Source organism: Microvirgula sp. AG722 (assembly GCF_003269145.1).
Classification (GTDB): Bacteria; Pseudomonadota; Gammaproteobacteria; order Burkholderiales; family Aquaspirillaceae; genus Microvirgula; species Microvirgula aerodenitrificans.
In genome coordinates this window covers 1-15,044 of sequence record NZ_QLTJ01000020.1, presented here as the reverse complement: position 1 = coordinate 15,044, position 15,044 = coordinate 1, and the positions used below count along the sequence as shown (strand labels likewise).

Here is a 15,044-nt window from a genome sequence, read left to right as displayed (position 1 = left end):
GACACTGCCATGACCCTGTTCCCTTCCTCTTCCGCACGCTGGCTGCTGCCGCTGCTGTTGTCCGCCGCGACCCTGACTGCCAGCGCACAGGACCTCCCGCTGCTGCTGCCACGCGTCGTCGTTGCCGCCAGCGGGCAGGCGACGGCTGACTCGCCGCAGGCGCTGGCCGCCCGCCGCTACGGCAGCTTCTGGAATACTGGCGATGAAGCGCTGGCCCGCGCCGCGCTGGCGCCTGACTTTACCGACCGCACCCTGCCACCGGGCCGGGCGCAAGGGCTGGCTGGGCCGCTGGCCGCCTCCCGCTTCATGCGCACGGCCATACCGGACATGCGCTGCGAGATCGAACAGATGGTGGTCGCCGGCGACCGGGTGGTGGTCCATCTGCGCTTCCGTGGCCATTTCAGCGGCCAGTTCGGCCAGTTGCAGGGGCGGGGCCAGGCGGTCGACTTCATCGCCACCGACATCTACCGGGTGGCGGACGGACGTATCGCCGAAAACTGGCATATCGAGGACAATCTGACCCTGATGAAACAGCTTGGCGTCGTTGGCGCCTGACCTGACCCCTACCTGGAGAATCCGGCATGAACCTTTCTGATATCGCCAAGACCCGCTACACCACCAAGGCCTTCGATCCGGCACGCCGCATTCCGCAGCCGAAGATCGACGAACTGCTGACCCTGCTGCGTCACAGCCCGTCGTCGGTCAACTCGCAACCGTGGCACTTTGTCGTGGCTGACAGTGCCGAAGGCAAGGCGCGCATCGCCCGCGGCGTGCATGACGATTTCGTCTACAACGAGCCCAAGGTGCTGAACGCGTCGCATGTGATCGTGCTGTGCGCGCGCACGGCCATGACCGACGACCATCTGGCACGCGTGCTGGAACAGGAGGCCGCCGACGGCCGCTTCCCGAGCCCGGAGGCCCGGGAAGGCCAGCGCAACGGTCGCCTCGGCTACGTGAACCTGCACCGCTACGACCAGAAAGACCTGCAGCACTGGATGGAAAAGCAGACCTATCTGGCACTCGGCACCCTGCTGCTCGGTGCCGCCGCGCTCGGCATCGATGCCACGCCGATGGAAGGCTGCGATTTCCGCAAGCTGGACCAGGAACTGGGCCTGCGCGAACACGGTTTTACCAGCGTGGTGCTGGTCAGCCTCGGCTATCACAGCGACAGCGACTTCAATGCCGGACTGCCGAAGTCGCGTCTGCCGCAGGAAGACGTGTTCACCTTCCTGTAAGCGGTTCGCGCCGGTCCCCCCGGCGCGTCCGCCTGCCGGCTGCGTTCAGACCGTGAAGCGCGACACCTGCTGCTGCAGGCCGAGCGACAGCGACTCGAGCTGTCGGGCGGCATCGCGGGTGAAATGCACCGTCGACTGGGTTTCCTCGACCACGCCGACCACCCGTTCGACATCGCCGGCCAGATTGGTGCCGGCCTGGCTCTGCTCGGCCAGGGCTTCGGCCACATTGCGGAAGCGGACCAGCGTCGTTTCCATCCGGTCGTCGATGTCGCCGAGCGACACCGCCAGCTGATTGACTTGCGTGACGCCGGCATCGACCAGCGGATTGATATGGTCCATGACGGCGGACACGCTGACCGTTTCCTTGACCACGGTCTGGATGATGCTGGTGATCTCGCTGGTGGCCTGGGCGGTGCGCTCGGCCAGTTTGCGTACTTCATCGGCGACCACGGCGAAGCCCCGGCCCTGCTCGCCGGCGCGTGCCGCCTCGATGGCGGCATTCAGCGCCAGCAGGTTGGTCTGGTCGGCGATGTCGCGGATGGTGTCGGCAATGCCGCTGATATTGCGCGTGCGCTCGGCCAGCGACACGACCTGGGTCGACGCCGTGCCGATCTCGCCGGAAATGGAACGGATGCCTGCCGAGACTTCCCGGGCGACCGTGCGGCCCTGCCGGGCCAGTTCGGCGACGCCGCGCGAATCGACCTCGGTATCGCGGGCATTGGCCGTCACATGGTCGATGCTGACCGACAACTGCTCGATCGCCGCCGCGGCCGATGAGGTCGACTCGTTGGCGGAGGTGGAGGCCTGGTCCAGCCGCTCCATCTGCCCGGTCAGGCTGTGGGCGGTTTGCGCCAGCTGGCCGGCCGAACGGGAGATCTGTTCGATCATGCCGCGCAGGCTGCCCTGCATGTCACGCATGACGGCCAGCAGACTGCCCGGCTTGCCCCTGGTGTGAATCTCGTCGCCCAGCCTGCCGGCGGCGATGGCCTCGACGACCTGCACCGCATAGGCCGGTTCGCCGCCGAGCGCGCCGATGATCTGCCGCGACATGGCCATGGCCAGCCCGGCCACGACCAGCAGCACGGCCAGGCCGATGCCCAGCAGTACCCGGGCGCTGCTCCAGAACGTATTCTCGATATCGTCCGTGAAAATCCCGGTGCCCACGACCCAGCCCCATGGCTCGAAGCGATAGACCCCGTTGAGCTTCGGCAGTTCTTCCGTGCTGCCCTTGCGCGAGGTCAGAATCACTGTCAGCCCGTAGGTTGTGCCGCCTTTCAGGGCATCGTTGTAAGCATCGACCGTGGTACGGCCATCGGGAAGTTTGCTGCCGGTGTCGACCTTGCCGACCCTTTCGGCCTTGGTATGCACGACAAGAACATTGTCCCGGGTGCGGGCAAAGTAATAGAAGTCCCCGTGTTTCATCATCGCCAGCGCCTGGGCCGCTCTGGCCTGTGCGTCGGCGGTGCTGAGCTTGCCCTGCTTTTCCTGGCCTTCGTAGTATTTGAGGATGCTTTCCGCCGCTTTCAGCTGGCTGATGATGAAGGTTTCTTTTTCTTTTTTCAGTGACGTGTGGATGCTGTACAGCGAGAAGCCCGCCAGTAGCAACAACCCCAGGAAACTCGCGAGAATGATGACGGCAAGCCGAGTGGAGACGCGCATGATGTGCCCTGCCTGGAGTGAAGGGATGGGTAAATTGAACCCACTTACTGTTATCGGAAGGGCAGTTGAAGATATAAGTTGTTTTCCGGACCTATGTGCACAATGAATTCCCGCACCGGGCAAATGGAAAACTGAATGCCGGAATCATGGTTTCAGCAGCCTGCCGGCATCCCGCAGCATGAGGGCCTGCCGGACAAAAGCCAGCGTGGCCGGTGACGACTGGCGTTGATCGAGGACCGCCAGGCCGATCCGGCGGGCGACCTGCGGCGCCAGCGGACGGGACACATAAGCGGTCTGGTCGTGCGCCGGCAGCGCCAGCTCGGCCAGCAGGGTGACCCCGTCGCCGCGGGCCACGGTGTCCAGTGTGCTGAGCAACTGGGAACAGCGGTAACGGATCTGCGGCGTCAGCCCGGCGGCAGTGAACAGGCGCATGACCAGTTCGGCCGACCCGGCGCCGGTCAGGATGAACGGATCGTCGCACAGCTCGCGCAGGCTGAGGGCATCGCGCGCCGCCAGCGGGTGCCGGCGGGGCACGACCGCAACCATCCGGTCTTCCAGCAGCGGCCAGCTATCGAAGCTCTCGTCCGGCAGCACCACAAAGCCGATGTCGATGCGGCGCTCGCGCAGCCACTGGACGACCTGCTGGTCTGGCCCTTCCTCGACATGGATCTCGATGCCCGGATAGCGCTGGCGATAGTCGGCCAGCAGGGCCGGCAACAGCCGCATCGACGCGGTCGGGCCGAAGGAGCCGATGCGCAGCGTGCCCTGTTTCATCCCTTTTGCATCGGCGGCTTCCTGGCGCATGGTCTCGGCCAGTCCGAGCAGGCTGCGCGCGCGCAGCAACAGCCGCTGGCCGATATCAGTCAGCTCGACCCGCGCCTGATGGCGCTGTACCAGCTCGACCCCCAGTTCCTGTTCCAGCGACTTGATCGCATGCGATACCGCCGACTGGGAAATGCCGAGTCGGGCGGCTGCCAGGGTGAAGCCGCGCAAGGCCGCGACCTGCGAGAAAATTTCCAATTGGGTCAATGTCATCGCATCCGGCATCTGTCATGAGTTTTTGCTCATTTTACCATTAGCTGTCATGAGCATAAGAATGGTGCCCCGCTCATGAGCCCCCTGCCGGAAAGCGATGAAACCTGCCGCCGATGCCATCACCTGCCTGAAGCTGTGCCTGGTCTCCATGATCTGGGGCGGTACCTTTGTCGCCGGGCGTTTTCTGTCCGATGAAATGCCGCCCCTGCTGTCGGCCAGCCTGCGCTTCGTCATGGCCAGCCTGGCCCTGCTCGGTTTCCTGCTGCTGAGCCGGATACCGCTGGTCCGGCTGAGCACCCGGCAATTCCTGCAACTGCTGCTGCTCGGCTTCTTCGGGATCTTTCTGTACAACCTGTGCTTTTTTTACGGGCTGCGCGAGATCGGTGCGTCGCGTGCCGCGCTGATCGTTGCGCTGAACCCGGCTGTGATGGCGCTGGTGGCCCGGGTGTTTCTCCGCGACACCCTGTCGATCGGACAGCTGTCCGGCATCGCACTGTGCCTGGCAGGGGCCGGGATGGTGATACTGGGACATGCCGCACCGGCGCTGGCCGGCAATGCGGGCAGCGGGTGGGGGGATGCGCTGATCCTTGGCTGCGTGGCGAGCTGGGTCATCTACAGCGTGTGCGCCAGAGAGCTGTCGGCCACCATCGGCCCGCTGCAGACCGTGACCCTTTCCATCCTGCTGGGCACCGCGATGCTGTGCGCAGCCACACTTGCGCTGGGGCAGATGCAGCTGGTGTCGCTGGCCCGGGTTTCGGGGCCCGGGTGGCTGAGTCTGCTGTATCTGGGCGTGGTCGGTTCGGCGCTGGCCTATATCTGGTACTACGACGGCATTGCCCGGATCGGCGTGACCCGGGCCGGCAGCTTTATCGCGCTGAATCCGCTGACTGCCGTCCTGTCCGGCGCGCTGTTGCTGGGCGAGACGCTGACGTGGCGGAGCTGTGCCGGCGGCGGGCTGATCATTGCCGGCATTCTGCTGTGCAATGCCGGCGCCCGGCTCAGACTGGCCTGGCGTGCTCGGCTGCAAGCATCGCCAGGTAGCCGTTGAGGTCTTCGCCGCCAAGGCCCAGGGTATGCAGGATTTCGGCCATGAAGCTGACCGGGGCGGTGCCGGGTGCAGTGACGACGCGCTGATCGGCAACTGCACAAGGCACGTCCTGATAGCTGGCGGCGCCGCCGTAATCCAGTTCCGACAGGTTCGCTGCCGAATTGGAGGTATGGCGGAGGTGATCGAGCACGCCCGCCTGTGCCAGCACCCGGGTGCCGTCGCAAATGCCGGCGACAACGAGATTTCTGTCATGTGCCGCAGCCAGCAGGGCCGAGAGGTCCGGGGCCTGGTCCGTTTTCCAAATGGTGCCGCCACAGACGATCAGCAGCTCCAGTTCATCGAGGTCAATGGCTTCAACGGCCAGTTGCGGGGTGACGAGCATGCCGCCGGACGAGGTGACCGGGGTACCGCCCGGGGTCGCGAAGCGGGTGTCGAAGCCGTAATAGGCCCGACCCACCGCATTGATCAGCGCGGTTTCCCAATCGGAAAAATTCTCGGTGAGGATGGTGATGGCACGGATCACTGTCGTGTCCTTTCTCTCTGGAGGGTGAGCGATGCCCGAGGACGCGTTGGTCCTGCGGGAACCCCGAGCGTAATGGAGACGACTGCCAGTTTCTGTCAGCAGCGTTGGCCCGCGATGCGTTCGCGCACAACAAAAAACCCGCCAGTCCATCATGGATGCGGGTTTTTGCCGTGCAGATCTGGTGCCAGGGCCGGACCGGATTGTTGTTGTAAGTCTTTTTAAAACAAAGAATTGAAGTTCTGTATTTTAAAATGTACCCCCTCATGTACCCCTTGTAATTTGCTTAAAATATAGACAAGTCGCGGGCGTGATTGGGACTCAAACCTGCGCAGAACGCTTTACTCGGGTACTGCGAGCGACACCCATGTGTTGCTAATTTACCGCATTTCATCGTCCAGATCGGGCACTATGCAGTAAAAAAATCAGTCTGTTTCTTCATGGAAATCCCAATCTGATGAACGGGCCTCACCAGTCTGGTAGAACTGCTTCACCAGCTTAACGTACTCCAGAAAGTCCTTGTTTTCCGTTGCTAGTCGGTTTGCCATATCCCAATCGATTTCGTCTCTTTCACGGGCAGGAATTAAGACCTGGCTGTCGGCGGGATTCTCAGCGTCCAACTTGATGAAACCAATGCCGTGTGCTGCAAACAGCATTCTCAGCTCTTTGAGCGTGTCCTGGCCTTCGATTTCTGCTGCGACCAGATAGCCGAAGTTTGCCCACGAAGAGTTGGATACTGCTTGGAAAAAGCATTCGCGCACGTTCGAACGGTTGATCAGCAGCTTGGCCTCGAACGACCAGAGCTTGGTACTCTTGTCAGAGTACTGCATCACGCAGTCGCGCACTTCGCGGTGCCATTCCGCGCCTAGGTCCTCCATTCCAACCACGTCAGGGTGAAGCCAGCGGTTACCGTTGGGTCCGCGCTTGTTGGATGAGCGCTTCTCGTCGATTCGCTTGGAATAGACCTTGAATTCCTTCCATAGATACTGCGACAGCAGCGGATAGAGCGCTTGTTCGTCAAGTTTTGACTGGCTTGCATAGTCCGTAGAGATGACTCCATCACTTTCCGCCTCAGCTACTTCGGCGCTGTCCGAAAGCAAAGAGAAGTAGAACCTGCGAGGGCGCCCCTCGGTCATCTTCAGTTCGGGCTGCTTACGTTGCAGACGCGGCATCTGCGAACTGATCTCTCGGACGATCTGCTGCACCAGGTCGGCATCCGTATCCAGAGTCTGACTGTTGTCTTTTTTTGCCTGACATTCCTCCGGGTAAGTGGCGAACACCCAGTCGGCAATTTGTCGTGCGGTGAACCTATCGCCTGGCCGTGATTTCAGGTAGTCAACAACTACCTTCACTAAATTCAGCTTCATCTCCTACTCCCTTCCGTTACAGGCCAACGCCAGTCTGTGGCGGAGTCTTCGGCGGAATCGCCCCCGGCTGATAGGTCGCATCGAACACCGTATCCGTCAGCCAGCGCTTGAAGTTGGGGTTGTCGCTGAACTGCTTGAATAGCTCGGTGTGGTCGGACAGCAGCTCCAGAACCACGCGGTTGAGTGCCTTGTCGTGCTCCAGCCTGGCGTTTTGCTTGTCAGAATTCGCTTGCGCGTTCTGGTAGGCTTTGTCCTGCGCCACCCGCGCCGGAATCTCCACGGCGATGACCTTGCGAATCTTGTCCTCGTCCTTCCAATCGATATTGCCGAACAGGTCGTTGAAGGTCTTGATGATTGCGGAGAGCTTGTCGATGTCCGCTTCGCCCTTGCCACCGCCACCGCCCGGTGGCACTGGATCGACCGTTGCATCGGCGTCGTCCATCGCCATCTTCAGCGCCGCTTTGGCCTCCACCCGGTAGCTGTCCATGTCGATGGTCTCTAGTACTCCCTTGGAGAGGTCTTCCTCTTTGGGTGCGGGCAGCTTGGGGATGAGGAAATTCAGGAAGATCGACAGCTTCTCCCACGTCGGGTGGCCATAGCTCAGAATCGCCGCAAGAAAGCCGTAGCTGCGCACGAAGGCCTTAGCCTTGCCCTTGAACTTGACCTGATCGTCCTCGCCGAGCTTGTCCGAGTATTCGGCCACGCACGTATCGAGGATTGGGTCGAGCTTGTCCCGGTCTGCGCCGCTCAAGTACAGCGCCACCAAGTCTTCCACCTGCTGCCAGCTATATACCTGTTGCCCGTCGAGTTCGGCCTTCAGGTCGTGCAGTTTGTTGGCATCGGTTTCGCCGGTCTGAATGGTCGCTCGGTAGTAGTCCTGGAACGCCGCCTTCACCGCCTCGGCGTTGTCGGCAAAGTCGAGCACGAAAGTGTCGTGCTTTTGCGGATGCGCGCGGTTCAGGCGAGAGAGGGTTTGCACCGCCAGCACGCCCGCCAGCGGCTTGTCCACGTACATCGTGTGCAGCAAGGGCTCATCGAAGCCGGTGACGAACTTGTTGGCAACGATCAGGAAGCGATATGGGTCTTGCTTGAGAGTGGCTGGAATATCCTTGCTCGGAAACCCGTTTAGATCGGCCTCTGTCTTCTTCTGGCCGCCAATCTCGAAGTCGCCCGAGTACGCCACGATGGCCTTGTACGGGCTCTTAATTTGCGTGAGGTAATCCGACACCTCGCGCCAGTAGTCGATGGCGCGGGCGATGCCGTTGCACACGATCATCGCCCGCGCTTTGCCGCCAATCTTCTGCTTGCCCGCGACCTGTGCGATGAAGTGATCGACCATGATCTCGGCCTTGCGGCGGATGGCCTTGTCGTGCGACTCGACGTAGTGACGGATCTTCTTCAGCGCCTTCACTTTGTCGAATTCCGGATCGTCCGCCACCGTCTTGGCTACTTGGTAGAAGCTATCGTAGGGGGTGTAGTTCTCCACCACGTCGAGGATGAACTTCTCCTGGATGGCCTGCTTGGTGGTGTAGGTCAGCTCCTCCGGCGAGCGGAACTGCACCTTGTCGCCGACGAGGGTCTTCTCGCCGAACAACTCCAGCGTCTTGTTCTTTGGCGTCGCAGTGAACGCAAAGTAGCTGGCGTTGGCGAGCAGCTTGCGCGAGGCGATGCGCTTCTCGATTTCGGCGTTGACCGCATCCTGCGTGCTGTCCTCCTCGAACTCCTCCTCGGCAACCTTGCCGCCGAGGGCTTCGTGCATCCGCGCCGTGGTCTTGCCGCCTTGGCTGGAATGCGCTTCGTCGATCAACAGCGCGAAGCTCTTGCCGGAGAGGTCGCCCAGCTCATCGAGGATGAACGGGAATTTCTGTACCGTGGTGACGATGATCTTCTTTCCACGGCGCAGGTACTCACGCAGCTCCTGCGCGTTGTCGGAGTGGCCGAAGATCGCCGCCACGTGGTCGTAACCCTTGATGGTACGGGCAATCTGTGTGTCCAGCGCGCGCCGGTCGGTGATGACGATGATGGAGTCGAACTGCGCCGTCATCGGGTCGTCCTTGCGGCGCAGCTCCACCAATTGGTGCGCCAACCAGGCAATCGTGTTGCTCTTGCCGCTTCCTGCCGAATGCTGGATCAGATAGCGCTTGCCCACCCCGTCGCTGTGGGCACGGTGCAGCAGCGCACGCACCGTGCGCAACTGATGGAAGCGCGGGAAGATCTGCTTGCGCTTCTTGCGTTTCTTGCCGCTAGCGTCTGCTTCTTCCTCCACCACTACCTGCGCGTAGCTCTCGATGATGTTGGCCAGCGACTCGCGGGTCAGCACCTGCTTCCACAGATAGTCGGTCTTCAGACCATCCGGATTGGGTGGGTTGCCCGCGCCACTGTTCCAGCCCTGATTGAACGGCAGGAACCACGACGCCTTGCCTTTTAATTCGGTGCAGAACGCGACCTCCGCGTCATCAACCGCAACGTGCGCCACGCAACGCCCCAACTGGAACAGTAGCTCCTGCGGGCTGCGCGTGGTTTGGTACTGGACGATGGCGTCGGCCAGGGTCTGCTTGGTCAGCGAATTCTTCAACTCGACGGTCAGCACCGGCAGGCCGTTGATGAAGATCACCAAGTCCAGTTCGTTGCCGGAATCATTGCTGTAGCGCACCTGCCGGGTGACGCTGAAGATGTTCTTGCCGAAGGCATCCGCCGCAGCGGCATTGCCCGGCGTGGGCAGCAGCTTGTAGAGATCGACGTGTACCGGCCCGTGGCTCACGCCCTTGCGCAACACGTCCACCACGCCGCGCTTGGTGATCTCGCCCTGTAGCCGGTGCAGGAACTGGGTGCGCTTGATGCTGTCCGCCGCCAGTTCCAGCGTTTCCACCGTCTTGGGCTGGGTGGCCTGCAAGAAGGCCAGCAACTGCGCCACATCCAGCGCCACGTCGCGGTTGTAGTCGGTGGGCTTGCCCTGCACGTAGCCGTTGTGGGTGGCGGCAAAGTCCGTGGAAGCCACCTCATGACTGTACTCGGGCTGCGGCACTCCGGTCAGGCCACGCACCACGCGCGCCTCGAACCAGCGCTCGCTGGTGTCAGTCTTCGCCATCGCCATCGCCATCGCCATCGCCATCCTCCTCATCAGTCACGTCTTCCGGGTCATCGCCGAGCGCAGCCAGCGCCGCGTCGTCCACCACGTCCTCAAGGCTGGGCTGCCAGCCCCGCACGTCCACTTGGCCGGTGACCACATCGGCAATCAGGCGGTCGCGGTATTCGCGGATCAGCTTGATCTCTTCTTCGGTGCGGGCGATTGCGTCGTCCAGCGGCGCACTCTCTGTCTTGATGTGCGCAACGATGGCCTGCTGCTCATCCACGGTCGGTGGCAACGCCACAGGAAAGCGTCCCAGCACAGTTTCTGCGATGGCGGGATACGCGATGCCGATGGAGTTGGCCGCCACTCGGTTCACAAAGGCACTGCTCTGGATGACGTAACCGAGGTATTCGGGCTCCACACTTTTGCCAGGCGTGAGCACAGCAAAGCCGGTGGATGCGATCAGGTCATCCGCATCCTCACTGACATACCAGATGGCCTTCAGGTACGTTCGCACAGTCGAGATGATGGTGTCGCCTTGACGTAGAACGCGACGCGCTCGGGACGGCGCCGCCTCGAAACGGATGCGCTCAAGTTCCTTTGCCAAGCGCCCGGTTTGCACCGATCCGATGTCCACGTAGCGGAACTCAAAATCTGGACTGGTCTTCTCGCCCAGCGTGCGGGCATTCAGCCTCACCCAACGTTTAAGCGGCTTCACTTCCCAATGCTCCGGCACATCGCCCAGCCATTCGATGCCGGAAGGCTTCAGCGCGACTGCAGTGTCGAGGCCGTGCGTGACGACGTGGTCGATGATGCGTAGCTTCTGTTCGGTCAGCAGCTTGATGAGTTCGCGCTTAGCCTTGATGAAGCGGGCGATGTGCGCGTCCTGCGCGCGCAAATAGGCGACGATCTGGTCTTGCTCGGGGCGTGGGGGCTGGATCAGAGCAATGTCGAGGAACTGGTTCGGGTAGAGGCGCAGGCGAGAGGATCGGATGCCAGTCGAGCGCCCGATGTATTCGGCCACGTAGGCGCGGGTGCGCAACAAGTAATCGAGATACGCCGGGTTGAAGCTGTCAGCGTGGTGCGGGCGGTACACGCCATAGGCCGGACTGACGATGCCCACGTGCCTGCTCGCACCAAGCGCAGCCATCCACGCCCACAGCGTGTTGATAACGATGTCACCTGGACGGCACAGTTTGGAGCCAACGTAGCTCGCAGCCTTGAACATCGTGACCTTCTTCTGGCTACGCGGAGTAACACCGGTGAGGTGTGACACAGACAACAGTTCCTCCTGTCCGGTCTTCGAGCGCTCATCCACCTCGCGGAAAAAGGTTTTGGCGCGTTGCTCGTTCCAGTGTTCCGGCACAGCGGGCAACCAGCGCATCTTCGGCTGCCGGTAGTTCGGGTACGCGCTCTCCGCCGTCATTACGCGCCCCCCACGATCTTGTGCAGCAGCCCTTCGCTCTGCTGCTCCTGCGCGAGGATGTCGGCACGGATTTCCGCCAGCGTGCGCAGCGGCGCGGGCTTGTAGAAATAGCGAGCGAAGGAAATCTCGTAGCCGATCTGGGTCTTGTCCGTGGCGATCCAGGCGTCCGGTGCGTGAGGCAGCACTTCGCGGCCAAAGAAAGCGTCGATGCCGCCCGGTTCCTTCAGCGGCACCTGCTCGGTGTCGCGCAGCTCGCTGTCGGGCTCGTACTCGACCATGAAACGGTTCTTGCCCACGGTTTCCAGATACGCGCCGTCATAGCCCGGCTCAAAATATACACCCGCACTCAGTTTGGTACGCTTGGCGATAACCGGAGGGGCCGCTTCGTCGCGCCAGCTCACCGCCTTGTAAATGGCCTTTTTCTCCGGCGCGCTGAGTTTATCGCCCTGCACCTTGAGGACAGCATCGAAGCGAGAGCGGAAATCGTTATGATCGTCGAATACGGCGCTACCTAGTGCCTTTTTCGCCCGTTGAGCCACCTCCATCAGCCACTTATCGCGCTGCCACGTTGAGACATCGAGCAGCTTTTTGCGGCGCTTGGCGGGCACGGCCTTGCGGATGGCGGGGGCCTCACCATCATCGCCGCTGTCGCTGTCGCTGTCGCTGTCGCTGTCGCTGTCTTCGTTCTCGTCCTCGCCTTTTAGCCACGCCTCGATGGCCGGTTTGCGCTTGGCGAACTCGGTATAAAGCGCGTCGCCGTGGGTGGCGTAGATCTCGGCGCGCAGCGTCTCGTCGCCGGTGGCAAAACGCAGGGGCTCAATGCGTTCGTCGGAGAGCTGGCTTTTCAGGCGCAGCGGGCGCTCGACGGTGATCTTCCAATAGCCGAAGTCCTGGGTGTCGAACCATTTGGACTGGGCGGTTTCCTGAGCCTCGCCGAGGTAGAGGTCGATGATTCGCTGGATGTCTGCGTCCGAGAGTTCGCAGTTCTTCTTGCCGAGGTTACGGCGCAACGGTTGGGACCAGCCGCTGGCGTCAATCAACTGCACTTTGCCCTTGCGGTGTGCGGCTTTCTGGTTGGCTAGCACCCAGATGTAGGTGGCAATGCCGGTGTTGTAGAAGATGTTGAGCGGCAGGGCGATGATGGCTTCGAGCCAGTCGTTCTCCAGCACCCAGCGTCGGATGTTGCTCTCGCCCTGGCCCGCATCGCCGGTGAACAGTGCCGAGCCGTTATGCACCAGCGCGATGCGGCTGCCCAGTGGCGTGTTGTGCTTCATCTTCTGCAGCTTATTCACTTGGAACATGAGCTGCCCGTCGCTGGAGCGGGTAATGAGTTTGAATTCGGGGCTGCCCGCGTGGCTGACGATAAAGCGCGGGTCGTTGAATTCCTTCTTGCCGCCCATGCGCTCCAGATCGGTTTTCCAACTCTTGCCGTAAGGCGGGTTGGAGATCATGAAATCGAATTCGCGGCTGCGGAACTGGTCCGCGGACAAGGTAGATTTGTCCGCGCCACCGACTATGTTCTCGGCCGCCGCGCCTTCGCCCTTCAAGAGCAGGTCGGCCTTGCAGATGGCGTAGGTTTCGTCACTGATTTCCTGGCCGAACAGGTGAATGGAGACTTCCTTGCCGTACTGCTCGGCCAGTTCGTGAAGTTCTTCCTCGGCCACGGTGAGCATGCCGCCCGTGCCGCAGGAGCCGTCGTAAAGCGAATAGGTGCTGGACTCGATCCGGTCGGCCACCGGCAGGAACAGCAGCTTGGCCATGAGGCTGACCACGTCGCGCGGGGTGAAGTGCTCACCCGCCTCTTCGTTGTTCTCTTCGTTGAAGCGGCGGATCAACTCCTCGAATACCGTGCCCATGCCATGGTTGTCCAGAGCGGGTAGCTTGATGCGGCCGTCAGCATCTTTCACCGGCAGCGGGGCGAGATTGACCTCGGGGTCGAGGAAGTCGTCGATCAGGTAGCCAAGGACGTGCGAATCCACTAGCTTCTGGATCTGGTTGCGGAAGTTGAACTTGGTGAGGATTTCCTGCACGTTGGGCGAGAAACCGTCCAGGTACGCAATGAAGTCATCGCGCAGCCGCTGCTCCGCCGCGCTGGCCTTCAGCTTGGCCAGCGTGAACTCCGAGACGTTGTAGAAGGCCTGGCCTGCCGCCATACGCAGCGCGCCGTCCTGGTCGGCCACTTTGTGGATGTCGAGGAACTTCTTGCGCTCCAGCACCGCGTCCTTCGTGGCTTCGAGCACGGCGTCGAGCCGCCGCAGTACGGTGAAAGGGAGGATGACATCTCGGTACTTGCCGCGCACATAGACGTCGCGCAGGCGGTCGTCAGCGATGTTCCAGATGAAGTCGGAAATCCACTTGATCTGGCTTTGGTCATGTTGCTTGATGGCGTTCATGGTTTTTGAATGTCTCAATGTTTTTTCTGGATCGTTTGCATATCGATCCCCGGCGCTAGCCTTGCGTTCGCTATGCCGTTCAAATTGTGTGAGTTCACCAGCCATAGGCGGTGTTGCACTTCATAAAGCTGATGTCCTGCCGAACAATCCACATCCCACTTCCGCAACGTGTACCCCACTGTCGCGGCACGCAGCGTCAAACGCAGCACGCCGTTCTGCATCCCATAATCCATCTCGGTAATTTCCGGGTGTGGTTGATCGGGATGCGGCACCAGCTCAAGCTCGACTGTCCGATTCCATTCCGCGTCCTGATCACACTGCTCATGCGCTGCGATCGGCTGCCCGACTAATACTTTCGGTTGTTGAATCCGCGTTAGCACAAAATCCCGAAATTCCTGGCTCTTGCGGTCAAATGCACGCACATGCCAGCGCAGGCCAGTGTCGATCAGGGCAAATGGCACGATTTCACATTGGGTTAAACCACTGGACAGAGAGTGGTACTGCATGGAGAGCGGGCAGTCGAGGTACATGGCGCGGGTGACGGCTGACAAGGTGTTCAGATCTGGTTTGGCCAGTAGGGCAGGGCCATCGGAGATGATCCAGGTCTTGGGCTGTGGCTCGGCGTTGTCGCCAATGCCTTGGGTCAGCCAAGCCAGCACGCGCTCGGTGTCGTAGGAAAACAGCGGGCTGAAGTGGTTTCCGATCAGATAGGTCTTGGCCTTGGCGTCGTATTGGATGTTGTTGGCGGCCAGGGTTTTGTACAGACCGATATCCCGTGTGGCCGCGGCCTCTTGCATGCCAAATCGAGTTACCAGATCTTGCCGACGGATGCTGCCCATAAACCGTAGACGCAGCTCGATAAAGGCCAGCCGGTCGCGCTGCGCTTGCGTGAGCGATTCGATCGAAGGGTCCTGCAGCGAGGTATGAGGCATCTGCGTAGTTGTTCTTTATATGCTATTAAGCTGTTTAGTGCCTAGATGCTACGCAAAATGATGACCATCAGCAAGTATTACGTATGGGTAAAATGAATAAATTTGATATGGCTCAGTGGGCAATGGGGTCAACTAACTGGCTGGCATTGAATGAATGCCGAGGGGGGAGGTCATGGCTAGTTTAGGGCCGACGGCGAGATGGCTGAGAGGGGGCGTCCGTGACGAGATGGATCAGCGCGGGTTTACAGGTTCAAATGCGAATAGTGGACTGCCCCGGCTCCAGTAGGCATTCCTGCCCTATGATTTGAGCATAGGAGGATGTCCGTGAGTACGCAGCGTTTTACCCCAGAATTCAAAGA

Annotated in this window: 11 protein-coding genes; 3 read left to right on the top strand and 8 right to left on the bottom strand. The window is 61.1% G+C overall.

The window, feature by feature from the left end; genetic code table 11:
- The first annotated feature begins 9 nt into the window (after window positions 1–9).
- A complete protein-coding gene (locus DFO50_RS16855; protein WP_028499232.1) occupies window positions 10–555 on the top strand; it encodes an ester cyclase in 546 nt (181 codons plus the stop codon).
- A 26-nt stretch (window positions 556–581) separates the two neighbouring features.
- Window positions 582–1,235 carry an oxygen-insensitive NAD(P)H-dependent nitroreductase NfsB gene (locus DFO50_RS16850; protein ID WP_028499233.1) on the top strand — a complete coding sequence of 218 codons (654 nt, stop codon included), beginning with the start codon at window positions 582–584 and terminating at the stop codon, window positions 1,233–1,235.
- A gap of 45 nt (window positions 1,236–1,280) precedes the next feature.
- On the opposite strand, the gene DFO50_RS16845 is transcribed toward DFO50_RS16850, so the two are convergent.
- Both DFO50_RS16845 and DFO50_RS16840 read right to left on the bottom strand, forming a co-directional pair.
- On the bottom strand, window positions 1,281–2,894 hold the full coding sequence (locus tag DFO50_RS16845; protein ID WP_112692899.1) for a methyl-accepting chemotaxis protein: 1,614 nt from the start codon (window positions 2,892–2,894) through the stop codon (window positions 1,281–1,283).
- A gap of 144 nt (window positions 2,895–3,038) precedes the next feature.
- Window positions 3,039–3,929 carry a LysR substrate-binding domain-containing protein gene (locus DFO50_RS16840; RefSeq protein WP_107890307.1) on the bottom strand — a complete coding sequence of 297 codons (891 nt, stop codon included), beginning with the start codon at window positions 3,927–3,929 and terminating at the stop codon, window positions 3,039–3,041.
- Between the two features lie 97 nt (window positions 3,930–4,026).
- On the opposite strand from DFO50_RS16840, the gene DFO50_RS16835 reads away from it, so the two are divergent.
- The gene (locus DFO50_RS16835; protein ID WP_112692898.1) at window positions 4,027–4,977 is read left to right on the top strand and encodes a DMT family transporter; all 951 of its coding nucleotides are present in this window, start codon (window positions 4,027–4,029) and stop codon (window positions 4,975–4,977) included.
- Here DFO50_RS16835 and DFO50_RS16830 read toward each other — a convergent pair.
- The 6 genes from DFO50_RS16830 to DFO50_RS16805 form a co-directional block, all read right to left on the bottom strand.
- Window positions 4,928–5,500: a type 1 glutamine amidotransferase family protein gene (locus tag DFO50_RS16830; RefSeq protein ID WP_112692897.1), complete on the bottom strand. Its 573-nt coding sequence runs from the start codon at window positions 5,498–5,500 to the stop codon at window positions 4,928–4,930. The two genes, DFO50_RS16835 and DFO50_RS16830, sit on opposite strands and share 50 nt — an antisense overlap.
- 422 nt (window positions 5,501–5,922) lie before the next feature.
- Complete coding sequence (locus DFO50_RS16825) at window positions 5,923–6,864, bottom strand: COG2958 family protein (protein ID WP_112692896.1); 942 nt, start codon at window positions 6,862–6,864, stop codon at window positions 5,923–5,925.
- Window positions 6,865–6,880: 16 nt separating this feature from the next.
- On the bottom strand, window positions 6,881–9,970 hold the full coding sequence (locus tag DFO50_RS16820; protein ID WP_199489880.1) for a type I restriction endonuclease subunit R: 3,090 nt from the start codon (window positions 9,968–9,970) through the stop codon (window positions 6,881–6,883).
- Entirely contained in the window at window positions 9,939–11,360 is a 1,422-nt protein-coding gene (locus DFO50_RS16815; RefSeq protein WP_112692895.1) for a restriction endonuclease subunit S, read from the bottom strand. The genes DFO50_RS16820 and DFO50_RS16815 overlap by 32 nt, the downstream gene beginning before the upstream one ends.
- Window positions 11,360–13,753: an N-6 DNA methylase gene (locus DFO50_RS16810; RefSeq protein WP_112692894.1), complete on the bottom strand. Its 2,394-nt coding sequence runs from the start codon at window positions 13,751–13,753 to the stop codon at window positions 11,360–11,362. The genes DFO50_RS16815 and DFO50_RS16810 overlap by 1 nt, the downstream gene beginning before the upstream one ends.
- 14 nt (window positions 13,754–13,767) lie before the next feature.
- Entirely contained in the window at window positions 13,768–14,685 is a 918-nt protein-coding gene (locus DFO50_RS16805) for a WYL domain-containing protein (RefSeq protein ID WP_112692893.1), read from the bottom strand.
- Between the last annotated feature and the right edge of the window lie 359 nt (window positions 14,686–15,044).